A 23,198-nucleotide genomic window follows, 5' to 3' on the forward strand; every position below is an offset into this window, starting at 1 on the left:
TGGGTGCGGGTCTGTGGGGGCTGGTCGCGCAGTTCCCCGCGCCCCTTTGGGGCGCTCAAGTCGGGGGCGCTCTCAGGTGACCGGTGTTGCCCCTGCCGTGTTGTTGTCGTCGTCCTCCGGGAGTTTGCAGACTCGCTCCAGGAAGATGGCCGCCACTATCACCGCGATGCCCGCCAGGACCGAGAAGCCGGCGTAGATGGCCTGGTCGCGGCGGGCGGGGATGTCCAGGGACTCCAGGAGGTAGGCGCCCGTGCCGCCGTACATGCCGGCGACGAGGGCGGCGACCAGGGCGCTGGCCTGGCCGAAGACGACCGCGCGGGCGGCCATCAAGGGGTCGACGCCCTTGGCGCCGGGGCGGCGCTCGCGCTGGGCCTTGAGGCGGGCGCGCAGGGAGAGCGCCGTGGCCAGCAGGACCACGGCGATCACGGCGAGCACGACGGGCGCGGCCAGCGGGACGCTCGGCAGGGTCCCCACCGCGCTCCACAGGCGGGCCCCCGCCCAGGACAGCACTCCGGCGATCACGAACACGCCGGCCAGCACCCTGATCCGCAGCTCTCTCACGGTGTCCCTTCAGCTCCCCGTGCCCTGTCCGGGCGTTGTGGTCGTCTCGACCTTAACGACTACTCGGGCAGCCGGAGTTCCAGGTCCTTGCGGGGCGCGACGCCGTCACGGGTGATGTCGTCCAGGAGGGCGGCGACCGGGCCGTGGCCGGGCAACTGCGCCTCGGGCTCCACGTCGTGCCAGGGGGCGAGCACGAAGGCCCGTTCGTGGGCGCGCGGGTGGGGGAGTGTCAGCACCGGGTCGTCGGAGACGACGTCGGCGTACGCGACGATGTCGACGTCGATCGTGCGCGCGCCCCAGCGCTCCTCGCGGACCCGGTGGAACGCCTCCTCGACCGCGTGCGCCCGCTCCAGCAGGGAGGACGGGGGCAGGGTGGTCTTGAGGACGACGACCGCGTTGAAGTACGACGGCTGGCTGCCGGGCTCGACGCCCCACGGCTCCGTCTCGTAGACCGGGGACACGGCCTTGATGCGGACGCCGGGGGTGTCCTCCAGGGCGTCGACGGCGCCCTGGAGGGTCTCCAGGCGGTTGCCCAGGTTCGCGCCGATGGAGATCACGGCGCGCCTCGGGTTGCTGAGGGTGGTGTCGGCGGCGTCCACCTGCTGCACCACGGAGGCGGGCACCGGCTGGACGGTCGGGTCGCTGTGACCCTCGGTGAACGAGAAGGTCATACTCGGCTCCGGGTGATGGTGACGGTCACGTCGTCGAAGGGGACGGTGATCGGGGCGTCCGGCTTGTGGACGCGGACCTCGACCTCCTCGACCCCTTCGTGCTTCAGGCAGGTCTGCGCGATGCGCTCGGCGAGGGTCTCGATGAGGTTGACGGGCTCACCCTCGACGACGGCCACGACCTCCTCCGCCACGACGCCGTAGTGCACGGTCTTCGTCAGGTCGTCGTCGGCGGCGGCCGGCCGGGTGTCCAGCCCCAGGACGAGGTCCACGATGAAGGTCTGGCCCTCCTCGCGCTCCTTGGGGAACACGCCGTGGTGCCCGCGGGCCTTCAGGCCGCTCAGCGCGACACGATCCACGCGAATCACTCCTGCAATCGTCGGTGGTGGCCGGTTCGTACCGTGTGCGGGCGGTACCCCGGCCTCGAACGAATCTACCTGCGGGCACTGACAATGCCGGGCCACGAGGGCGTGGGCACTGTCCGGGGCCAGGGGGTTCGTGGAGCGTTTCCCCTGGGGAACCCGGTGGCTCATGGGTCGGTAGCCGCCCCTACCCCGGGGTTCGTGATTCCAACCACTTCTTCGGCCTGATGGGCGCCTACCCACTCAGGTGGGGGTGTCCTCGCTGTCGTCCTCGTCGTTTTCGGCCAACACCGGGGACGCGTGGTGCGACCAGAGCTTCCAGCCCTCGGGGGTGCGCCGGAACACGTTCGTGGCGACCACGAGCTGGCCGACGAGCGGGCCCAGTTCGTCGCTGTCGTCGGGGGAGGGGCCGCCGCTGAGGATGTTCTCCGTGCAGGTGACCAGCGCGGTGTCGCCGGTCACAGAGACATGCACGTCGGTGAGGAAGAACTGGATGTACTCGGTGTTCGCCATGATCAGCGCGTACGACCGCAGGACCTCGCCGCGTCCGGTGAGCACCGGCCAGCCCGGGTGCACGCAGGAGATCACACCGCTGTCCGCCGGGTCGTGGTACTCCTCGTCGATGCCGAGGTCGGCCGGAGTGAGCCAGAGCGCGGACAACTCGTCGAAGTCACCGCGCTCCAGCGTCTCGTAGAACGCGGTGTTGGCGAGTTCCACCTGCTCGACGTCGGTGTGGGGGGCGGTCACAGGGCTCCCTCGGAGCTGGTGTGCGAGGCCGCGGGGGCGCCGGTGGCGCGCGCCCACTCGACGGCGCGTGCGACGCGTACGGCGTCGGCCGTGGCGCGGACCTCGTGGACGCGCACCGCCCACGCGCCGGCGTGCGCCGCGAGCGCGGAGACGGCGGCCGTGGCGGCGTCGCGCTCGCGCGCGGGCGGGGGCGCCCCCTCGGGGCCTGCGAGGACGCGGCCGAGGAACCGTTTGCGGGACGCGGCGACCAGGAGGGGGTGGCCGAGGGCGAGCAGGCGGTCGAGGTGGGCGAGGAGGACGAGGTCGTGCTCGGCGTCCTTGGAGAAGCCGAGGCCCGGGTCGACGACGACGCGGTCCGGGGAGACACCGCCCGCGAGAACGGCCTCCACGCGTGCGTGCAGTTCGTCGACGACCTCGGTGACGACGTCGTCGTAGACGCCTCTGACGTTGCCGCCCTCCAGGAAGCCGCGCCAGTGCATGACCACGAAGGGGGCGCCCGAGGCGGCGACGACCGGGATCATCGCGGGGTCGGCGAGACCGCCGCTGACGTCGTTGACGAGTGCGGCGCCGGCGGTGAGGGCCTGCTCGGCGACGGAGGCGCGCATGGTGTCCACGGAGACGGTGACGCCCTCGGAGGCGAGGCCGCGGACCACGGGGATGACGCGCTTGAGTTCCTCGGCCTCGTCGACGCGGGAGGCGCCGGGGCGGGTGGACTCACCGCCGACGTCGACCAGGTCGGCGCCTTCGGTGACCAGGCCGAGGCCGCGCTTGACGGCTGCCGTGGTGTCGAAGAAGCGGCCGCCGTCGGAGAAGGAGTCGGGGGTGACGTTCACGACTCCCATGACCGCGCACCGGTCCCACTCCGGAAGGCCCGTGACGCGCCCGCGTCCGCTCTGCTTGCTCATACGTTCAGCCTAGGCCCAGAGCGAGGGGGTGCGGCCCTGCGGGCCGGGTGGAAGGGGCTGGTCCGGTGCGGGAGGGGGGCTCCGGGGCGGGGTGGGTCGTGGGTCGTTCTGCCTGCGGGGCGGGCGGGGTACGGGCCTCGCCCGACTCGACAGCGCTCCGCCGGTCGGCGTGCTCCGCAGGGGGCGCGAGAGCCGGGGAGCGGGGCCCTCTGCCGTGGACCGTCCGGTGGCGGCCTGCCTTCGCGGCGGTGGTGCGCGGTTGCGCCGTACTGGCTTACGGCCGTGGATCGCCTGTCGGCGGCCGCCGAGCCTTGCCGTGGTTGCCGTGGTGCGGTGGACCGGGCCCATCGCCGTAGCGCCCCGCGCGAGGGCCTCCGGGCCGGGCCGGGCGGAAAGCTCCGGTCCGGCCCGAGCGATACCCCCAGCCGGAACTGAGGTTCTCGCTCGGGCCGGACCCGTCGGTCAGGCCGCCCGTACGTCCCGTTCCGCCAAGCCGTGCGTGCACGCCGGAGCCACGGCCTTGCGGCGGCGCAGGAAGCGCGGCAGCGGGAGGGCCAGGTTGACGAAGCCCTCCGCCTGCATCGCGGCGAAGCCGATGCGCGGGAGGTCGCCGGAGGCGCGGTAGACGACGAAGCGGGGTTCCCAGCGGGGCTGGAACTTCGCGTTGAACTTGTACAGGGACTCGATCTGGAACCAGCGGGACAGGAACACGAGCAGTCCGCGCCAGGCGCGCAGCACCGGGCCCGCGCCGATCTTCTCGCCCCGCGCGAGTGCCGCGCGGAACATGGCGAAGTTGAGCGACACGCGCGTGATGCCGAGCTTCGGTGCCGCCTGGAGGGAGGCCACGATGAGCAGTTCGTTCATCCCCGGGTCCGCCGCGCGGTCGCGGCGCATCAGGTCCAGCGACATGCCGTCGGTGCCCCAGGGCACGAAGTGCAGGATCGCCTTCAAGTCGCCGTACTCGCCCGGCTGTTCGTCCGCCTTGTGGGCGGTCGCGATGAAGCAGTCACCGTCCTCCGGGTCGCCGATGCGGCCGAGCGCCATGGAGAAGCCGCGCTCGGTGTCGGTGCCCCGCCAGGCCTCCGCGGCGAGCCGGATCCGCTCCAACTCGCCCTCGCCGAGGTCACGTACACGCCGTACCCGGGTTTCGTAGCCGGCCCGCTCGATGCGCTTCACCATTTGGCGTACGTTGCGCATCGCGCGCCCGGCGAGCGAGAAATCCGCCACGTCGACCACCGCCTCGTCGCCGAGTTCGAGGGCGTCGAGGCCGGTCTCGCGGGTCCACACCTCGCCGCCCGTCTCCGAGCAGCCCATGACGGCCGGCGTCCAGGAGTGGGCCTTCGCCTCGTCCATGAACCGCTCGATGGCGCCCGGCCAGGCCTCCACGTCGCCGATCGGGTCACCGCTGGCGAGCATCACCCCGGAGACGACGCGGTACGTCACCGCCGCCTTGCCGCTGGGCGAGAAGACGACGGCCTTGTCGCGGCGCAGCGCGAAGTGACCGAGCGAGTCGCGCCGGCCGTGCTTCTCCAGGAGGGCGCGCAACTGCGTCTCGTCCTCCGGGGTGAGGCGTGCGGCCGGGTGCTCGGGACGGAACGCGAGGTAGATCGTCGTCACGGCGGTGAGCAGCCCCAGGGCGCCGAGCGAGAAGGCGACCGTCCAGGAGGTGCTGCCCTCGTAGTCGACCGGGCCCTCGAAGCCGAACAGGCCGTACAGGACGTGGGTGATCCGGTCGGCCAGGCTCGGGTCGCCGACCATGCGCTTGGAGTGGACGCTGACGATCACCAGTCCGAGGACGAGTGAACCGGCGCCCATGAGCACGAAGTTGGCGAGCGCGCGCCACCGGCTGCGCGGGTCGGGCAGCGCCCGGAACTCGTCGCGGTGCAGCAGCAGGGGTGCGAGCAGCGCGGCCGAGATGACGACTCCTATGAGGGAGTGCCGGTACGCGAACTGAGCCACCGCGCCCGCCGGCAGCAGCGCCACGGCGGCCCGCCAGGCCCGGCGCTTGCGCCGCCGGAGCCCGTGCGCGAGGAGCAGCAACAGCACGCCGGTGCTGAGCGCGAGAGCCGCCGCGAAGGGGCCGAGCGCGCCCGGCAGCACCTCCGCCATCGTGTGCATACGGCTGTGCCGGAAGCGCGGGAACACCCCCGCGGCGATGTCCAGCAGGCCGACGAGGGCGCAGGCCCTGGCGACGAGCGTGGGAACGACCTCGGGGCGCGGACCTCGGACTATGCGCCGGACCCGGCCTGAACGGCTCGGAACCCCACCCGACATTTCCCCATCTATCCTGACAGACATCGCATCCCGTAGTTCTGCGAGAGACCTTGGATCCGGGCCCGATTCGGGCATCCGGCGACATTGCGCCCTCTAGGACGGTGTCTACGGGAAGGAGGTTCCTTCCTTACCGAAAAGCCGGTTCAAAGGCCAAGGAAAGCCTGGGGCAAGCCCTCGCGAAAACGCGGGTGCCGCGGGCGGAAAGCGCAGGCGGGGACAGCTCATGGGACTCACGAGCAACAAGGTGTTGGTACTGGCGTTCGCGTGTGCCGCTCTGCTGTTCATCGGCACGGTGTGGCTGTGGCCGCGGCTGGCCCGACGGAACTGGCGGGCCGTCAGCGGACGCGTGGGGCTGTTGCTGGCAACGCAGTTGGTGCTCTTCGCCTCGGTGGGCCTGGGCGCCAACCAGGCCTTCGGGTTCTACGCGAGCTGGGCCGACCTGTTCGGCAAGGAGACCGACCAGGGAGTGGTCGTCGACAACTCGGCGCTCCAGGGCACGGGCGGACCGCTCCAAGTGGTCGAGACCCGGCGGGTGGACGCACCGGGCGGCTCCTCGCGGCCGCAGAGCGTCGGCCAGGTGCAGCGCGTCGACATAGTCGGCCGTACGACCCACATCGCCACCCCCGCGTACGTGTACCTGCCGCCGGAGTACTTCCAACCGCGTAACCGCACGCGCTCGTTCCCGGCGACGGTCGTCCTCACGGGGTACCCGGGCACCGCCCAGGCACTCGTCGACAAGCTGAACTACCCCCGCACGGCACTGGAGTTGGCCAGGGCCGGCCGGATGCAACCGATGATCCTGGTGATGATGCGGCCCACGGTGGCGCCGCCGCGCGACACGGAGTGCGTGGACGTCCCGGGCGGGCCGCAGACCGAGTCGTTCTTCGCCAAGGACCTCCCCGACGCCGTACTGGCCCACTACAGGGTGAGTAAAAAGCCCGGGAGCTGGGGCATCATCGGCGATTCCACGGGCGGTTACTGCGCCCTGAAACTCGCCATGCACCACCCCAAGGTGTACGCCGCCGCGGCGGGCCTGTCGCCGTACTACAAGGCGCCGAGCGACGCCACCACGGGAAACCTCTTCCAGGGCGACGAGACGCTGCGGAACGAGGCCGACCTGTCGTGGTACATCGAGCACCGGCCCGCGCCCGACACCTCACTGCTCGTCACCAGCAGCAGGATCGGGGAACACAACTACAACGACACCCTGAAATTCATCGCCCAGGTGAAGGCCAGGAACTCCACCCGTATCTCGTCGATCATCCTGGAGAGCGGCGGCCACAACTTCAACACCTGGCGACGGGAGATCCCGCCGGCCCTCCAGTGGATCAGCGGGCGGCTCACCGACTGGTGGAAGTGACCACCAAACCCCTGTGAGGGAATAGGGGTGGCTGTGTTTTTACCGGGCGGGGCACCACGATTCGCCTACGCGCGGTAAGTTTCTGGCCATGCCACGTGGACGTCACCGCCATTCCCCGCCGTTGCACCGGCTGTTGCCCCCCTCGGCGATCGCAGGCGTGTCGCTCGTCTGCGCCTTCGGGCCGTGGGTCTTCTCGCAACCGGCGGCGCTCCGCATAGTCGCGGCGATCGCCGCCGCGACCGCGCTCGTCGGCGCGGCGTTCATGCGCCGCTGGGACACTCAGGCGGGCAAGCAGGTCGCCGACCTGGTACGCGCGCGTACCAGCGACGAGTGGCGCTACGAGGAGCGGCTCGCCGAACTCGAGTCCGATCTCGACGAGTCGCGCGAACTCCGCGTCAAGCTGGAGCACAAGCTGCGCGCCAAGCGCACGGAACTGGCGGGCCTGCGCAACGAACACGCGGCGCTGCTGCGCCGGTACGCCACGGCGGAGACCGAGCGCGCGAGCGCCCTGGAGGGCCGCCGCCTGCTGGAGATAGAGGCCGCGGAACCCACGCGCGCGTTGCCGGCGGTGCGGGCGGAGGACGAGGCCGCGGTGGACGTCGACGCGGACCTGGACATGGACCTCCTGGACGACGAGGTCGAGACGGACGACACCGGGGCTGTGGCTGCCCCGGTCGAGGCCGAGGACGAGACCGACGCGGAAGCGGATGCGGAAGCGGCGACCGAGGACGAGGACGAGGAGTCCGCGGCCGCGGAGGCCGTCGAGGAGGAGAAGCCCGAGCCCGCGGTCTCCACGGTGTTCTCCCCGGAGGGGTCCAAGCTGTTCCTGCGGGCCAAGGCGGCGCTGGTCCGGCTCGACGACGACGAGGCCGGGGTGCCCGCGCCGAAGGACGACGACTCCGCGCAGGCCGAGCCCGCCCCGGTGGCGGTCGACAACGGCCCCGCCGAGTCGGAGGCCGCGCAGGAGGACGAGGCGGAGGGGAAGCCCGAGGCGGTCGACGGGCACGAGCACGCGGCCGCCGTCCCCCCGGCCGCGAAGTCGGCCCAACCCGCGCACCCGTCGGGGCACTTCACCGTGCCGACCGCGGTCGCGGTCGTACCGGCGGCTCCCGCGCGGCGACCGATGATCGAGGGCGGGTTCGACTTCTTCGGCATGCAGAAGGGCGCGGCGTCCGCCGAGATGGACGCCGTACAGAACGAGGATCTCGCCGACGTCGTGGGCCAGGAGGCCCTCGCCGTGCACAAGGCCGAGGCGGAGGCGCAGTTCAAGCCGGCCGACGACCGGTCGCGCGGGGTCGGCGCGGTGCAGGTCATCGACCTGACGGCACACGACGAGACCGAGCAGATCAACCTTCCCGGGCTGCGCAGCGCGGCTTCCTGACCGGCGCCGGACCGCTGGACGGCCTGACGCCGTCCGGCCGACGGTCCGGCCTCAGGCCATCCAGCGGTCCGGCCGTGCGTCCCTGCGGCCCGTCCGTGACCGCTCGGCCTGGCCGCGGAGCAGCTCAGCGGCCTCCTCGGCGCCCCGCAGACGCGCTGTGACGGTCGCGTTGGCCCCGGTGTCCACATGCACCTCCGCGAGCCCCCAGAGCCGCTCCCAGGGCCCCTGCGTGAGCCGTACGCTCTGCACCTTCGCGTGCGGTACCAGCGCCAGGCTCCGGCGGAGCAGTCCGTGCCGGGCCGCGAAGACCGTGTCGGTGACCGCGAGGCCGTAGCCCCGCCACCACAGCGGCACGCACCGGCCGGCCCGTCGCGGCGGGCGGGACAGCGCCGAGCGCGCGGGGACCGTCACGCCGGGCAGCACGCGCGCGACGACCGCCTCGGCGATCTCACGCGGGGCGACCGGCACCAGCACGGAGTTGGACGAACCGGCCACGTCCAGCTCGACCCGTACCCACCCACGCCGCCGCCACAGCAGCGGCTCCACGATCCGCACGGTCTGCACCCGCCCCGGCGGCACCGTCTCGTGCGTGCGGTCCAGCAGCCCGTGGTCGATGCGCAGCCCGTCCGGGGACTCGCCCACCGTCCAGTCGTACTCGCCGACGAACCGCCCCACACTGCTCGCGCCCGCCGCGCCCAGCAGCGGCAGCGCGGTCGCGAGGACCGTCCACACGCTGTGGGTGGCGAACCACAGCAGCGGCGGTACGACGAGTGCGGCGGCCAGCGAGCCCCAGGTGGCGCCGGTCAGCACCAGGGACACCGCGAGGACCCCGGCCGGCACGTGCAGCAGTTGCCGCGCGGGCGCCTCGCCGACCTCGTGCGCGGTCTCGGGCGCGAACCCGGCCGCCCGCGCGAGCAGTTCGGCCCGCAGGGCACGCGCCTCGCCCTCGCCCAGGAAGGCGAGCTCGTCCTTCTTGTCGGCCCCTACGACGTCCAGCTTCAGCTTGGCGACGCCCGCCACGCGCGCGAGGAGGGGCTGCGTGACATCGACGGCCTGGATGCGCTCCAGCCGGATGTGCGCGGTGCGCCGGAACAACAGGCCGGTGCGGATGCGCAGTTCGGTGTCGGTCACCGCGAAGTGCGTGAACCACCAGGTCAGGAAGCCGTACAGACCGGCGGCCGGCACGATCACGGCCAGCGCGATCAGAAGGGTGATGGTGGTCAGCCGCGTTAGCTGTTCCTGCGCCTGGTTGGGGTCGTGCACCGCCCACCCGATGATGACGGCGACCGGCGCCCACGCCCGGCGCAAGGGCGTCACCGGATGCAACCGCCGCTCCACAAGCGGCACTTGCTCCCGTACGGCCTCGGTCGCCTCGGGTACGTCCTTGTCGGCGCCCGGCGTCGTCACAGCCCCGCCGATCGGGCCTCGCCCAGCTCGGTGAGCCGGTCGCGCAGCCGTTCGGCCTCGGCCGGGACGAGCCCCGGGATGGTCGCGTCGGTCGCCGCGGCGGCCGTGTGCAACTGGACGCTCGCGAGCCCGAAGTGCCGCTCCACGGGTCCCGAGGTCACCTCCACGAGCTGCATCCGCCCGTACGGCACGATCGTCTCGTGGTGCCACAGCACGCCCTTGCTGATCAGCAGGTCGTCGGCGCGCTCGGCATACCTCCAGGAGCGCCAGTTGCGGCCCAGGACCACCCAGCCCCAGGCCATGACGCCGAGCGGCAGCAGCGCGAACGCCGCCCAGGCGAGCCCTGCGAACAGGTTCAGGAGCGTGCCCAGGACCACGGTCAGCAGCCCCAGCCACACCACCAGCAACAGGCGTCGCATCTTCAGCAGCCCTGGCGGCAGCCCGGTCCACACCGGCTCGCGCGCCGCGCCGTCCTGGTCGGCAGTCCCCGTTTCCATGCCGCAAGCGTACGTACGAGAGACTGTGTCCATGACTCCCACGACGGAGACCATGGTCGGGATCGGCGGCGCCGCGGAGAGCACCGACATGGTGCTCAACATCGGCCCCCAGCACCCCTCCACGCACGGAGTGCTGCGGCTGCGGCTCGTCCTGGACGGCGAGCGCATCCAGCACGCGGAGCCGGTCATCGGCTACATGCACCGGGGCGCCGAGAAGCTCTTCGAGGCGCGCGACTACCGCCAGATCATCATGCTCGCCAACCGCCACGACTGGCTGTCGGCGTTCTCGAACGAACTGGGCGTCGTCCTCGCGGTGGAGCGCATGCTCGGCATGGAGGTCCCCCCGCGCGCGGTGTGGACGCGCACCCTGCTCGCCGAGCTGAACCGGGTGCTCAACCACCTGATGTTCCTGGGGTCCTACCCCCTGGAACTCGGCGGCATCACCCCGGTGTTCTACGCGTTCCGGGAGCGCGAGGTCCTCCAGAACGTCATGGAGGAGGTCTCCGGCGGGCGCATGCACTACATGTTCAACCGCGTGGGCGGCCTCAAGGAGGACCTGCCTGCCGGATGGGCCTCACGCGCGCGTGAAGCCGTCGCCGCGGTGCGCTCCCGGATGGACCGCTTCGACGACCTGGTGCTCGGCAACGAGATCTTCCGGGGGCGGACCCGGGGAGTCGGTGCGCTGTCGGCGGAGGCCGTGCACGCCTACGGAGTGAGCGGGCCCATCGCGCGCGCCTCGGGCGTCGACTTCGACCTGCGGCGCGACGAGCCGTACCTCGCGTACGGCGAACTCCAGGACACCCTCAAGGTCGTCACGCGCCAGGAGGGCGACTGTCTCGCCCGCTTCGAGGTGCTCCTGGAGCAGACCCACAACGCGCTCGACCTCGCGGACGCCTGCCTCGACCGGCTCGCCGCGCTGGAGCCCGGCCCGATCAACCAGCGGCTCCCGAAGGTCCTCAAGGCGCCCGAGGGGCACACGTACGCGTGGACCGAGAACCCGCTCGGCATCAACGGCTACTACCTCGTCAGCAAGGGCGAGAAGACCCCGTACCGGTTGAAGCTGCGCTCGGCGTCCTACAACAACATCCAGGCGCTCGCGGTGCTGCTCCCGGGGACGCTGGTGGCGGACATGGTGGCGATCCTGGGGTCGTTGTTCTTCGTGGTCGGGGACATCGACAAGTAGCCCGGGACTTCGACAAGCAATCGACAAGTAGAGGCTGTTCACGGTTCGTCGAGCGGGTCCGGAATTCCAACCGACTGGACGAGCCAGCCGAAGTCGCCGAGTCCGCCCGTCGCCGTGAGTTCGGCCGCCTCGCCGGCGCCCGCGAGGGCGCGGACGTAGCCGGTCGGGTCGGTGGAGGCCAGTGTGAGCGGGGGGCGCGCGCCTGTGACGCCGAGGGCGCGCAGGGCGGCGCGTTGGGTGAGCAGGCGTACGCCGGGGAGCGTGCCCGCTGTCGTGGCCGCCGTAGCACCCGCTTGCGCGCAGGCGTCCAGGGCGACGTGGGCCGTGATGTCGCACGAGCCGTCCGGGACGGGTGCCGTCTCGCGGCCCTCGCGGAAGCCGGTGAGGGTGCCGAACGGGGGGCGGGTGTCCCTGGTGTGCGCGTAGTCGACGGCGACCGCGAGGCCCCGGTCGACGCCGGCGACGGCGGACGCCCAGGCCGTGTCCCTGGGGAGGCCGATCTCGGCGCGCAGCCCCTCCTCGGGCGCCTGCGGCCACCACCGCGCGAGCCACGCGGCCTCCGCGCCGGAGAGGGGCTCCCCGAGCCGCTCGGTCCCGTCCTCCCGTACGAGCACGAGCCGCGGTACGCCGCCGGAGTCCACCTCGGCGACCTCCACGGGCACGTTGTCGAGCCACTCGTTGGCGAACAGCAGCCCGGTGATCCCCTTCGGTGGCTCGGCCAGCCACTCGACACGGGGATCGAGTCCTTCGGGGCGGTCGGCGATCTCGACGGCGTACGCACGCACGCGTGCGGCCACTCCGGCGGGCAGCGCGGCCAGCACGCCGGCCGTCAGCTCACCGCGGCCCGCGGCCAGGTCCACGAAGTCCAGCGCGGCCGGCTCGTCCAGGGCCTCGTCCACCCGGCACAGCAGCCGCGCCACGGCCCCGGCGAACATCGCCGACGCGTGCACCGACGTACGGAAGTGTCCGGCCGGTCCCTCGGGCCTGCGGTAGAACCCCTGAGGCCCGTAGAGGGCCTTTTCCGTCGCCGCCCGCCAGCCGCGCCACCGGCCCGTGGTGTCTTCCGTCACGTGGTCAGACTAAGTGCACAGGACAACGGGGCCTCCACCTTGGGGAGTACGCGGGGCGTATACGGATCGGTCCTCCGGTTGACCCCGGCACACTTCACGCGTCCCTACGCTGGGTTACGTGCAGCGCCTCTATGACTTCCTCCGCAGACACCCGACATGGGTCGACACCTTCTGGGCTGTCTTCCTGCTGGGGCTGAGCGGCGTGAGCATCGCGAGTACCAGCTATGTGTCGGGCCGGCACGGGACGGCCGCCGGGGCGCTCGCGGCGTCCGCCGTGATGTGTGTGGCGATCGCGCTGCGCCGCCGCTGGCCGGAGAAGATGCTCGTCCTGGCCGGGGCGACGGGCCTGGTGCAGCTTGTCCTCGACATCGAGCCCGTGGTGGCCGACTTCGCCATGTTGGTGATCGTCTACACGGTCGCCGCGGTCGGTGCCCGCTGGGCCTCCCGCTTCGCCCTGGCCTCCGGTCTGTCCGCGGCGACCCTGGCACAGATCCGCTGGCCCCAGGAACACACCAGTTCCGCCGGGCTGATCGCGCTGGCGATCTTCCAGACGGTGCCGTTCGCGCTGGCCTGGGTGCTCGGTGACTCGATGCGCACCCGGCGCGCGTACTTCGCGCAACTGGAGGAGCGTGCCGCCCGGCTGGAGAAGGAGCGCGAGGCGCAGGCGAAGGTCGCGGTCGCCGCCGAGCGCGCCCGGATCGCGCGTGAGCTGCACGACGTGGTCGCGCACAACGTGTCGGTGATGGTGGTCCAGGCCGACGGCGCCGCCTATGTCCTCGACTCCGCGCCGGACCAGGCGAAGAAGGCCCTGGAGACGATCTCCTCCACCGGCCGCCAGGCCCTCGCCGAGATGCGCCGCCTGCTGGGCGTGCTGCGCACCGGCGAGCACAAGGAGGCCGGCGAGTACGTGCCGCAGCCGGACGTCGAGCAGATCGACGACCTGGTCGAGCAGTGCCGTACGTCCGGACTGCCCGTCGACTTCAAGGTCGAGGGCACCCCGCGCCCGCTGCCCAGCGGCGTCGAGCTGACCGCCTACCGGATCGTCCAGGAGGCGCTCACCAACACCCGCAAGCACGGCGGCCCGAACACGGGCGCCAGCGTGCGGCTGGTCTACTTCGACGACGGCCTCGGGCTGCTCGTCGAGGACGACGGCAAGGGCGCCCCGCACGAGCTGTACGAGGAGGGCGGCGCCGACGGCCAGGGGCATGGTCTGATCGGTATGCGTGAGCGGGTGGGCATGGTCGGGGGCACGCTGGACGCGGGCCCGCGGCCGGGCGGCGGCTTCCGCATCAGCGCGCTGCTGCCGCTGAAACCCGCGCACTGACCTTTCGTACGCCGAGTACTGACACCTGTAACGACTTGTTGAACGGCCTGTTGAACCGATTGTTGAACGATCCTGCTGATGGAACGGAAGAGGACCCGATGGCGATCCGCGTGATGCTCGTCGACGACCAGGTGCTGCTGCGCACCGGTTTCCGGATGGTGCTCGCCGCCCAGCCGGACATGGAGGTCGTCGCGGAGGCGGGCGACGGCGTCGAGGCGCTTCAGGTGCTGGCCGCGACCACGGTCGACGTGGTGCTGATGGACGTCCGCATGCCGAAGCTGGACGGGGTGGAGACCACCCGCCGCATCTGCCAGGGCGAGAACCCGCCGAAGGTGCTGATCCTGACCACCTTCGACCTCGACGAGTACGCCTTCTCCGGGCTGAAGGCCGGCGCCTCCGGCTTCATGCTCAAGGACGTGCCGCCCGGCGAGCTCCTCACCGCGATCCGCTCCGTGCACAGCGGGGACGCCGTGGTGGCGCCCTCGACGACCCGCCGCCTCCTGGACCGCTTCGCCCCGATGCTGCCCGCCACCGGCAAGGAGCCGCAGCACAAGGAGCTGGAGCGGCTCACCGAGCGCGAGCGCGAGGTCATGATCCTCGTCGCCCAGGGCCTGTCCAACGGCGAGATCGCGGCCCGTCTGGTGTTGTCCGAGGCGACCGTGAAGACCCACGTCGGCCGCATCCTGACCAAGCTCGGCCTGCGGGACCGGGTGCAGGTGGTGGTCCTGGCGTACGAGACGGGGCTGGTGCGGGCGGGCGGGCACGGCTGATCGGCCCTGGCCGCCGTCGGCGGCCGCCGGCCCCTCGTGGTCGGCCGTCTGTCGGGGCCAGTGGTCGGGCGACTGGCGGCTGCCTTCCGCCGGCCGTCCGAGGATCTGGCGGCTATCTGAGGATGCCCTCCAGGAAGTCGCTGCCCAGGCGGGCCACCATCGTGACGTCCAGTTGGTGCAGGACGTAGCGGCCGCGGCGGCGGGTGGTGATCAGGCCGGCCTTCTTCAGGACGCCGAGGTGGCGGGATATCTCGGGGGCGGTCATGCCGTGCACCTGGGTCAGCTCGCTGGTGGTGAACGCGCTGCGGGCCAGGCTGCGGCACAGGCGCATGCGGACCGGGTGGGACAGGGCGGTCATCCGCAGGGTCAACTGGTCCAGGGAGGTCGGTGCGGCGAGCTTGGGCGTGTTGTGCACGGGGTAGTGCACGACGGGCTGCCAGCCGTACCGGTACAGGACCGTCAGGTGCGGCCAGCCCAGGGCCGTGGGCACCAGGAGGAGGCCGCCGTCCTGTGTGGCCGTGCGGCCGGTGCCGAGTTTGTCGACCGTGATGCGTGTGGCGGCCTCGTCGAGGGTCACCGCGGTGGATATCGACGTCAGCGCCTCCGCCAGGCCCTTGCGGTGCAGGAGGTCCGTCTTGTGGCGGGCGTCGGTGGCGAGTTGGGGGTGCATCCGGGACCAGGTGTCCGCGAAGAACGCCTCGTCGCAGTCCTCCAGGAACTGCCGCAGCCAGGCCCTGGTGCGCGGCGGATCGGCCAACAGCCGCTCGGTGAACGCCAGTTGATGCGGGCCGCGCGCTGCCGCCTGCTCCAGGGCGCGCCGCCGGATCCCTGCGTCGGTGAGCGGGCCGGGTCCGCCCGTGCTGTAGGAGATCGCGCAGGTGGTGAACTCCATCGCCGCGTCCACGAACTGCTCGTCCGTCAGCTTGTCCAGCAGGTCCAGCTCCTCGGCGAGCGTGGCCCCGGGGAGCGTGCTTTGGCCCGGGATGCCCGCGTACGGCAGGAACAGGTCGGAGAACGTCGACCGCCACAGGAAGTCCGCCTCGCACATCCGGTCGGCCAGATGCGGATCGAGCCGGGCGGTCACTCCGGTCACCCAGCCCTGGAGGCCCGGATGGTGCCCCGGCTCGGACATGGCGTGCAGCGCCATGCACAGCTCGCCCAGCGGCGAGGGCGCGAAGGTGATCCGCTCCGGCCGCAGCCCGGTGATGTCGATGTGCACGCTCATGTCCTCAATCGTGCACCCCGCCACTGACAACGCCCCCTCGTTTGACGGCGCCCGTCAATCGACGCGACAGCCCCCGGCCGGCGGCGCAGCCTGGAGACATGAGCATCACCCAGCAGTACTTCCTCGACACCTACCGGGCCCAGCGGCTCGGCGAGGCCCCGCCGCCCCCACCCGGCACCCACGACTGGCGGACCGCCCGCGAGCTCCGCGGCTACTGGCAGTTCCGCGCGGTCGTCGCGGAACGCCCGGCCCACGGTCGGCTACGGCGGACCCTGGGCAGGTGGCTGCACCCGCACGCGCGCTCGGCTTGCTGACGGCGTGCAGGTGCGGTTGCCGGGGTCCGCGCGCGTGCCGCCTGTTGGTATCCGACCTCGTGTTCCGCGCGTCCGGTGGTCGCTCCCGCGTACCGTCCGCCGGCAGCCTTCTTGTGCCCCGCCCGCGCGCTCGGCCCGCGCGCTCGGCCCGCGCGCGGGCCGCTTGCTTACAGGCCCCGACCGCCGTGCACGCCCTCCCGGCCGGCGGCCGCTTCCCCCGCATTTCGCTGCCGATCCGGTTACCCCGCCACCTCCTGGCGGGCCACCTCCTCCTTCAGTCGGACCACGAAGTCCGCGACCGCCGACTTCACGTCGTCGGCCGTCCACTCCAGGGCGGCGGCCCGTACGTAGACCTCGGTGAACGCCAGACCCGGGCCCTTCGCCCCCCAGGGATTGGCGAAGAGGGCGGTCTTCGTCTCCTCGGCCTGTCGGATCGCCGCCTCCATGACGGCATCGGAGTCGTACGGCAGCCAGACCTGGAAGTCGTTGGTGTGCGGCTGCTCCGGGTGGACGCGTGTCCATGGGATCCCGGCCGCCGCGAAGCCCTCGCGCAGTGCCTCGGCGACCACGCGCGCGTGGGCCACGTACGCGGGGAGCCGGGGAAGCTCCCGGTCCAGGCCCGCGAGGGCCGTCAGCACGGTGGGGAACTGCTGGAGGATCCTGCCCCCGTAGCGGTGCCGCCAGGTCTTCGCCTCGTCGATCAGGGTCTTCGGGCCGACGAGCGCGGCGCCGCCGATGCCTTCGAGGGACTTGTAGAACGACACGTAGACGCTGTCGGCCAGGTCGGCGATCTCGTCGAGCGGGCGGCCGAAGTGGGACGCGGACTCCCACAGGCGGGCGCCGTCGAAGTGGACCACCGCGTCGCGCTCGTGCGCGGCCTCGACGAGGGCGGAGAGCTCCTCCCAGGAGGGCAGCACGAAACCGGCCTCCTGGAGGGGCAGTTCGAGCATCAGCGTCCCGAAGGGCTCGGGGAACTCGCGCACCTCGTCGGCGGTCGGCTGCCGGGGCTCGCTCGTCACATGGACCGGGCGCAACCCGCTGAGCTGGCTGAACGCGTCCCGTTCGTGCACTTCGGGGTGGGCGAGCGGGTGCAGGGCGATGGTCGGGTTGCCGGTGCGGCCGGCCCAGCAGCGCAGGGCGACCTGCTGCGCCATCGTGCCCGTGGGGAAAAAGGCCGCGGCTTCCTTGCCGAGCAGTTCGGCGACTCGCTTCTCCAGGGTCTCGACGATGCCGCCGCCGTACATGTCCGACGTCTCGTCCAGGTCGTACGACTCGGCCGCCTCCTGGACGAACGCGAGCCGTTCCCGGAGTGTGCCCAGGAAGCCGAAGCGGGCGAGGGCGCGCTCAGCACTCCGGTTCGCGCTGATCCGCCGCTCGCGGCGCTCCAGGAACCGTTCCTCGTCGGTCGGCGGCTCCGCTCCCTGCCCGGTCCGTTCCGTCTGGTCCTCGCCCTGTTCCGCCGTATCGCTCATGCCCGGATGATGCCTGGCGCGGGTCCGCGACAGCACCCCGATTTCCACAGGCATTGCCGTGCGTCGCGGCTGTGCGACAACCCACAGCCTGTGGACAACCGGACGCCCCTCGAACCGATCGCGTTAACATGACGAGAAATCGTCCGGTACCCGGAGCGGACTGGAACGGGAAGGCCGCCGTCGCGTGAGTACATTCCAACAGCCAGAGCCCAAGGACCGCCCCGCGCGGCTCGCCGTCGGTGTCGTCGGCGCCGGCCGGGTGGGCCCCGCGCTGGCCGCCTCGCTCCAACTGGCCGGGCACCGCCCGGTGGCCGTCTCCGGAGTGTCCGACGCGTCCAGGCGACGGGCCGCGCTGCTGCTCCCCGACGTACCGGTCGTCACGCCCGCGCAGGTCCTGGAGCGCTCCGACCTGGTGCTGCTGACCGTCCCGGACGACGCCCTGCCGGGGCTTGTCGAGGGCCTCGCCGAGACCGGCGCCGTACGCCCCGGGCAACTGCTCGTGCACACCTCCGGGCGGTACGGCGCGAAGGTCCTGGACCCCGCGCTGCGGGTCGGCGCGCTGCCGCTGGCCCTGCACCCCGCGATGACCTTCACGGGTACTCCTGTCGACGTGCAGCGCCTCGCCGGGTGCTCCTTCGGGGTCACCGCGCCCGAGGAACTGCGGCTGGCCGCCGAGGCCCTGGTGATCGAGATGGGCGGCGAGCCCGAATGGATCGCCGAGGAGAACCGCCCGCTCTACCACGCGGCCCTCGCGCTGGGCGCCAACCACCTGGTGACCCTGGTCGCCGAGTCCATGGAGCTGCTGCGCACGGCCGGCGTCGAGGCACCCGACCGGATGCTCGGCCCGCTGCTGGGCGCCGCCCTGGACAACGCCCTGCGCTCCGGCGACGCGGCGCTCACCGGCCCCGTCGCGCGCGGGGACGCGGGCACGGTTGCCGCGCACGTCACCGAGCTGCGCAAGCACGCCCCGCAGACCGTCGCCGGCTATCTGGCGATGGCCCGCGCGACCGCCGACCGGGCCCTGGCCCACGGCCTGCTCAAGCCGGAACTCGCCGAGGACCTCCTCGGAGTGCTCGCCAACGGCACCGAGGGAGATGCCGGATGACCACCACCCTGCTGCGCACCGCCGACGAACTGCACGCACGCACGCGTGCGGGCCGGCGCGCCGTCGTGATGACGATGGGCGCCCTGCACGACGGCCACGCCACGCTGGTCCGCACCGCGCGCGAACTCGCCGGACCGGACGGCGAGGTCGTGGTCACCGTCTTCGTGAACCCGCTGCAGTTCGGCAAGGGCGAGGACCTCGACCGCTACCCGCGCACCCTGGACGCCGACCTCAAGATCGCCGAACTCGCGGGCGCGGACGTCGTGTTCGCGCCCTCCGTGGACGAGGTCTACCCCGGCGGCGAACCCCAGGTGCGCATCTCGGCGGGCCCCATGGGCGAACGCCTGGAGGGCGCGGTCCGCCCCGGCCACTTCGACGGCATGCTCACCGTCGTCGCCAAGCTGCTGCACCTCACCCGCCCCGACATCGCCCTGTTCGGCCAGAAGGACGCCCAGCAGCTCGCCCTGATCCGCCGCATGGTGCGCGACCTGAACTTCGGCACGGAGATCGTCGGCGTGCCGACCGTGCGCGAGGCAGACGGCCTCGCTCTCTCCAGCCGCAACCGCTATCTGTCCCCCCGGGAGCGGCGCACCGCGCTGGCCCTCTCCCAGGCCCTGTTCGCCGGCCGCGACCGGCACGCCGCCCAGGAGGCGCTGCGCGCGCGGGCCCGTGAGGTGCCCGCCACGCACGCGCGTGCCGAGGCGCTCAGCGCCATCGGGGAGTCCCGCGCGGCGGCCGACGCGCACGCCGTCGCCAAGGCCGCCCCCGGCCCCGGCCGCCCGGCGTCCGTCCGCGCCGCCGCCCGCCTGGTCCTCGACGACGCCGCCCGTCTGGACCCGCCGCTCGCCCTGGACTACCTCGCCCTGGTCGACCCGTCCGACTTCACCGACGTGGACGAGGACTTCACCGGAGAGGCCGTCCTCGCCGTCGCCGCCCGGGTCGGGACGACCCGGCTGATCGACAACATCCCACTCGCTTTCGGAACCCTCGGAGCCGCCTCGTGACCAGCACAGGCATACGACTGCACGCGCCCGTCCCAGGGTGGTCCATCGCCGCGGACGTGGTGGTCGTCGGCTCCGGAGTGGCCGGCCTGACCGCGGCCCTGCGCTGCGAGGCGGCCGGGCTGCGGACGGTCGTCGTCACCAAGGCCCGCCTCGACGACGGCTCCACCCGCTGGGCCCAGGGCGGTATCGCCGCCGCCCTCGGGGAGGGCGACACCCCGGAACAGCACCTGGACGACACCTTGGTGGCGGGCGCGGGCCTGTGCGACGAGGAGGCCGTACGGATCCTCGTCACGGAGGGCCCCGACGCCGTACGGCGGCTCATCGAGACCGGCGCCCACTTCGACGAGTCCTCCGAAGGAGGACTGGAACTGGCCCGCGAGGGCGGCCACCACCGGCGCCGCATCGCGCACGCGGGCGGCGACGCGACCGGCGCGGAGGTCTCCCGGGCGCTCGTCGAGGCCGTGCACGCCCGTGGACTGCGCACGATCGAGAACGCGCTCGTGCTGGACCTCCTGACGGACGCCGAGGGGCGTACGGCGGGCGTGAGCCTGCACGTCATGGGCGAGGGCCAGCACGACGGGGTGGGCGCGGTGCACGCGCCCGCCGTGGTCCTCGCGACCGGCGGCATGGGGCAGGTCTTCTCGGCCACCACCAACCCGTCCGTGTCGACCGGCGACGGAGTCGCACTCGCCCTCCGCGCGGGCGCCGAGGTCTCCGACCTGGAGTTCGTGCAGTTCCACCCGACGGTGCTGTTCCTCGGCGCCGACGCTGAGGGCCAGCAGCCCCTCGTCTCCGAGGCGGTACGCGGCGAGGGCGCCCACCTGGTCGACGCCGACGGCGTGCGCTTCATGGTGGGCCAGCACGAACTCGCCGAGCTCGCGCCCCGGGACATCGTCGCCAAGGGCATCATGCGGCGCATGCAGGAGCAGGACGCCGAGCACATGTTCCTGGACGCCCGGCACTTCGGCGCCGACATGTGGGAGCACCGCTTCCCGACGATCCTCGCCGCCTGCCGCAGCCACGGCATCGACCCGGTCACCGAGCCCGTCCCGGTCGCCCCGGCCGCCCACTACGCCTCCGGGGGCGTCCGCACCGACTCCCGGGGCCGTACGACCGTCCCCGGCCTGTACGCGTGCGGCGAGGTCGCCTGCACCGGCGTGCACGGCGCGAACCGGCTGGCCTCCAACTCCCTCCTCGAAGGCCTCGTCTACGCCGAGCGCATCGTCGCCGACATCACCGCGAGCCAGGCCGGAAACGCCCTTCACGCGCGCGTGCCCGAGCCGGTCCCGCACCCCCAGAAGCCGGCGCACCCGCTGCTTGCCCCCGAGGCCCGCTTCGCGATCCAGCGGATCATGACCGAGGGCGCGGGAGTCCTGCGCTCCGCCGACTCCCTCGCCCAGGCCGCGGAACAGCTCCAGCAACTGCACACCGACGCCCGCGACGCCCTCGACGAGAACGGCAAGACCGCCGAGCCCGGAGTCGACACCTGGGAGGCCACCAACCTCCTGTGCGTGGCCCGCGTCCTGGTCACCGCCGCCGCCCGTCGCGAGGAGACCCGCGGCTGCCACTGGCGCGAGGACCACGCCGAGCGCGACGACACCGCCTGGCGCCGCCACATCGTCGTACGGCTGAATCCCGACCGCACGCTGGCCGTAAGCACCACGGACACCGCAGACTTCCCCCCGACCCGGCAGCACCGTCCCCAGGAGCAGTGACAGAAGTGAGCACCCACGACCTTCCCCTCGCCGACAGCGGCGGCTGCGGCGACGGCTGTGCCTGTGGCGCGGGCGCCGACGCGGAGTACATGGAGTGCGGTTTGGACCCCGCGCTCGCCGGGCTCCTGGCCGACGCCGGACTCGACCCCCTGGAGGTCGAGGACATCGCCAACGTCGCCCTCCAGGAGGACCTGGCCGGCGGCGTCGACGTGACGACCGTGGCGACCATCCCCGAAGAGGCCGTCGCCACCGCCGACTTCACCGCGCGCGAGGCCGGCGTCGTGGCGGGCCTCAGGGTCGCCGAAGCGGTGGTCTCCGTGGTCTGCACCGACGAGTTCGAGGTCGAGCGGCACGTCGAGGACGGCGACCGTGTGGAGGCCGGACAGAAGCTCCTGTCGGTCACCACGCGCACGCGTGACCTGCTGACCGCCGAGCGCAGCGCGCTCAACCTGCTGTGCCGCCTCTCCGGTATCGCGACCGCCACGCGCGCGTGGGCCGACGCCCTGGAGGGCACGAAGGCGAAGGTCCGCGACACCCGCAAGACGACACCGGGTCTCCGCTCCCTGGAGAAGTACGCGGTCCGCTGCGGCGGCGGCGTCAACCACCGCATGTCCCTCTCGGACGCGGCCCTCGTCAAGGACAACCACGTGGTCGCCGCGGGCGGCGTCGCCCAGGCCTTCAAGGCCGTACGGGAGGCCTTCCCGGACGTGGCGATCGAGGTCGAGGTCGACACCCTGCACCAGCTCCGCGAGGTCCTGGACGCGGGCGCCGACCTGATCCTCCTGGACAACTTCACGCCCGACGAGTGCGCGGAGGCCGTCGGCATCGTGCACGGCCGCGCCGCCCTGGAGGCCTCGGGACGGCTCACCCTGGACAACGCCAAGGCGTACGCCGACACCGGGGTGGACTACCTCGCCGTAGGGGCCCTGACCCACTCCGCGCCGATCCTGGACATCGGCCTCGACCTCCGTGAGGCGCAGTAGTCATGCTCCTCACGATCGACGTGGGCAACACGCACACCGTCCTGGGTCTCTTCGACGGCGAGGAGATCATCGAGCACTGGCGCATCTCCACGGACGCGCGCCGCACCGCCGACGAACTCGCCGTACTCCTCCAGGGCCTGATGGGCATGCACCCGCTCCTCGGAGAGGAGCTGGGCGACGGCATCGACGGCATCGCGATCTGCGCCACCGTGCCGTCCGTCCTGCACGAACTGCGCGAGGTGACCCGCCGCTACTACGGCGACGTGCCCGCCGTCCTCGTCGAACCGGGCGTCAAGACGGGCGTCCCGATCCTGACCGACAACCCCAAGGAGGTCGGCGCGGACCGCATCATCAACGCGGTCGCCGCGGTCGAGCTCTACGGGGGCCCCGCGATCGTCGTCGACTTCGGTACGGCGACCACGTTCGACGCGGTCTCCGCGCGCGGGGAGTACATCGGCGGCGTCATCGCCCCCGGTATCGAGATCTCGGTCGAGGCTCTCGGCGTCAAGGGCGCCCAGCTCCGCAAGATCGAGGTGGCCCGCCCGCGCAGCGTGATCGGCAAGAACACGGTGGAGGCGATGCAGTCGGGCATCGTCTACGGGTTCGCCGGCCAGGTCGACGGCGTCGTCACCCGCATGGCCAAGGAGCTGGCCGACGACCCGGAGGACGTGACCGTGATCGCCACCGGCGGCCTTGCCCCGATGGTCCTGGGCGAGGCCTCGGTGATCGACGAACATGAGCCCTGGCTGACACTGATCGGCCTGCGGCTGGTCTACGAGCGGAACGTCTCGCGGATGTGACCCGCCACCGGGGTGCGGGACGCGGCTGCTGCCGCTCATAGGGTGCCGTCGCACCCGACGGAGGCTGCCGC

The 23,198-nt window shown here is 72.3% G+C and carries 22 protein-coding genes; 11 read left to right on the plus strand and 11 right to left on the minus strand.

The window, feature by feature from the left end:
* Positions 1-72: 72 nt before the first annotated feature.
* The 6 genes from OG223_RS29945 to OG223_RS29970 all read right to left on the minus strand — a co-directional run bounded on the left by OG223_RS29945 (position 73) and on the right by OG223_RS29970 (position 5,517).
* Positions 73-561, minus strand: coding sequence for a DUF3180 domain-containing protein (locus OG223_RS29945; protein WP_329255226.1), 489 nt, complete (start codon positions 559-561; stop codon positions 73-75).
* 59 nt (positions 562-620) lie between these two features.
* A complete protein-coding gene (folK, locus tag OG223_RS29950; RefSeq protein ID WP_329255229.1) occupies positions 621-1,232 on the minus strand; it encodes a 2-amino-4-hydroxy-6-hydroxymethyldihydropteridine diphosphokinase in 612 nt (203 codons plus the stop codon).
* Complete coding sequence (folB, locus tag OG223_RS29955; protein ID WP_443073757.1) at positions 1,229-1,588, minus strand: dihydroneopterin aldolase; 360 nt, start codon at positions 1,586-1,588, stop codon at positions 1,229-1,231. Before folB ends, folK begins: the two co-directional genes overlap by 4 nt.
* 246 nt (positions 1,589-1,834) lie before the next feature.
* Positions 1,835-2,338: a nuclear transport factor 2 family protein gene (locus OG223_RS29960; protein ID WP_329255234.1), complete on the minus strand. Its 504-nt coding sequence runs from the start codon at positions 2,336-2,338 to the stop codon at positions 1,835-1,837.
* On the minus strand, positions 2,335-3,243 hold the full coding sequence (gene folP, locus OG223_RS29965; protein WP_329255238.1) for a dihydropteroate synthase: 909 nt from the start codon (positions 3,241-3,243) through the stop codon (positions 2,335-2,337). Before folP ends, OG223_RS29960 begins: the two co-directional genes overlap by 4 nt.
* Before the next feature lie 462 nt (positions 3,244-3,705).
* Positions 3,706-5,517, minus strand: a complete 1,812-nt coding sequence (locus OG223_RS29970) for a phosphatidylglycerol lysyltransferase domain-containing protein (RefSeq protein WP_329255242.1) — start codon at positions 5,515-5,517, stop codon at positions 3,706-3,708.
* Positions 5,518-5,740: 223 nt separating this feature from the next.
* Between OG223_RS29970 and OG223_RS29975 the strand changes: the two genes are divergently transcribed.
* A complete protein-coding gene (locus OG223_RS29975; RefSeq protein WP_329255243.1) occupies positions 5,741-6,877 on the plus strand; it encodes an alpha/beta hydrolase in 1,137 nt (378 codons plus the stop codon).
* A gap of 88 nt (positions 6,878-6,965) precedes the next feature.
* Positions 6,966-8,258 carry a hypothetical protein gene (locus OG223_RS29980; protein ID WP_329255245.1) on the plus strand — a complete coding sequence of 431 codons (1,293 nt, stop codon included), beginning with the start codon at positions 6,966-6,968 and terminating at the stop codon, positions 8,256-8,258.
* Between the two features lie 51 nt (positions 8,259-8,309).
* Here the strand turns inward: OG223_RS29980 and OG223_RS29985 are convergent, their stop codons facing one another.
* Both OG223_RS29985 and OG223_RS29990 read right to left on the minus strand, forming a co-directional pair.
* Entirely contained in the window at positions 8,310-9,665 is a 1,356-nt protein-coding gene (locus OG223_RS29985) for a PH domain-containing protein (RefSeq protein ID WP_329255248.1), read from the minus strand.
* Entirely contained in the window at positions 9,662-10,162 is a 501-nt protein-coding gene (locus tag OG223_RS29990; RefSeq protein WP_329255252.1) for a PH domain-containing protein, read from the minus strand. The genes OG223_RS29985 and OG223_RS29990 overlap by 4 nt, the downstream gene beginning before the upstream one ends.
* A 31-nt stretch (positions 10,163-10,193) precedes the next feature.
* Here OG223_RS29990 and OG223_RS29995 point away from each other — a divergent pair, with 31 nt between their 5' ends.
* The gene (locus OG223_RS29995; protein ID WP_329255253.1) at positions 10,194-11,345 is read left to right on the plus strand and encodes an NADH-quinone oxidoreductase subunit D; all 1,152 of its coding nucleotides are present in this window, start codon (positions 10,194-10,196) and stop codon (positions 11,343-11,345) included.
* 38 nt (positions 11,346-11,383) lie between these two features.
* Here OG223_RS29995 and OG223_RS30000 read toward each other — a convergent pair whose 3' ends face one another.
* Entirely contained in the window at positions 11,384-12,415 is a 1,032-nt protein-coding gene (locus OG223_RS30000; RefSeq protein ID WP_329255256.1) for an SAM-dependent methyltransferase, read from the minus strand.
* A gap of 118 nt (positions 12,416-12,533) precedes the next feature.
* On the opposite strand from OG223_RS30000, the gene OG223_RS30005 reads away from it, so the two are divergent.
* Together OG223_RS30005 and OG223_RS30010 are read left to right on the plus strand one after the other, a co-directional pair.
* Positions 12,534-13,739 (plus strand): sensor histidine kinase, encoded by a 1,206-nt coding sequence (locus OG223_RS30005; RefSeq protein WP_329255258.1) that lies wholly within the window; start codon positions 12,534-12,536, stop codon positions 13,737-13,739.
* Between the two features lie 98 nt (positions 13,740-13,837).
* The gene (locus tag OG223_RS30010) at positions 13,838-14,509 is read left to right on the plus strand and encodes a response regulator transcription factor (RefSeq protein WP_329255261.1); all 672 of its coding nucleotides are present in this window, start codon (positions 13,838-13,840) and stop codon (positions 14,507-14,509) included.
* Positions 14,510-14,621: 112 nt separating this feature from the next.
* Here the strand turns inward: OG223_RS30010 and OG223_RS30015 are convergent, their stop codons facing one another.
* On the minus strand, positions 14,622-15,734 hold the full coding sequence (locus OG223_RS30015; RefSeq protein ID WP_329255264.1) for a DUF5937 family protein: 1,113 nt from the start codon (positions 15,732-15,734) through the stop codon (positions 14,622-14,624).
* Positions 15,735-15,832: 98 nt separating this feature from the next.
* Between OG223_RS30015 and OG223_RS30020 the strand changes: the two genes are divergently transcribed.
* Positions 15,833-16,048: a hypothetical protein gene (locus tag OG223_RS30020; protein ID WP_329255267.1), complete on the plus strand. Its 216-nt coding sequence runs from the start codon at positions 15,833-15,835 to the stop codon at positions 16,046-16,048.
* A 239-nt stretch (positions 16,049-16,287) separates the two neighbouring features.
* Here the strand turns inward: OG223_RS30020 and OG223_RS30025 are convergent, their stop codons facing one another.
* A complete protein-coding gene (locus tag OG223_RS30025; protein ID WP_329255269.1) occupies positions 16,288-17,520 on the minus strand; it encodes a threonine aldolase family protein in 1,233 nt (410 codons plus the stop codon).
* Between the two features lie 184 nt (positions 17,521-17,704).
* Here OG223_RS30025 and OG223_RS30030 point away from each other — a divergent pair, with 184 nt between their 5' ends.
* Genes OG223_RS30030 through OG223_RS30050 form a run of 5 tightly spaced genes read left to right on the plus strand, consistent with a single transcriptional unit; the run spans position 17,705 to position 23,127 of the window.
* Complete coding sequence (locus OG223_RS30030; protein ID WP_329255271.1) at positions 17,705-18,625, plus strand: Rossmann-like and DUF2520 domain-containing protein; 921 nt, start codon at positions 17,705-17,707, stop codon at positions 18,623-18,625.
* Positions 18,622-19,629: a pantoate--beta-alanine ligase gene (gene panC / locus OG223_RS30035; RefSeq protein WP_329255274.1), complete on the plus strand. Its 1,008-nt coding sequence runs from the start codon at positions 18,622-18,624 to the stop codon at positions 19,627-19,629. The genes OG223_RS30030 and panC overlap by 4 nt, the downstream gene beginning before the upstream one ends.
* On the plus strand, positions 19,626-21,344 hold the full coding sequence (locus tag OG223_RS30040) for an L-aspartate oxidase (protein WP_329255276.1): 1,719 nt from the start codon (positions 19,626-19,628) through the stop codon (positions 21,342-21,344). Before panC ends, OG223_RS30040 begins: the two co-directional genes overlap by 4 nt.
* A gap of 5 nt (positions 21,345-21,349) precedes the next feature.
* Positions 21,350-22,327, plus strand: coding sequence for a carboxylating nicotinate-nucleotide diphosphorylase (gene nadC / locus OG223_RS30045; RefSeq protein ID WP_329255278.1), 978 nt, complete (start codon positions 21,350-21,352; stop codon positions 22,325-22,327).
* 2 nt (positions 22,328-22,329) lie between these two features.
* A complete protein-coding gene (locus OG223_RS30050) occupies positions 22,330-23,127 on the plus strand; it encodes a type III pantothenate kinase (protein ID WP_200680630.1) in 798 nt (265 codons plus the stop codon).
* Positions 23,128-23,198 lie beyond the last annotated feature (71 nt).

The organism is Streptomyces sp. NBC_01478 (genome assembly GCF_036227225.1).
In the GTDB taxonomy this organism is placed as follows: Bacteria; Actinomycetota; Actinomycetes; order Streptomycetales; family Streptomycetaceae; genus Streptomyces.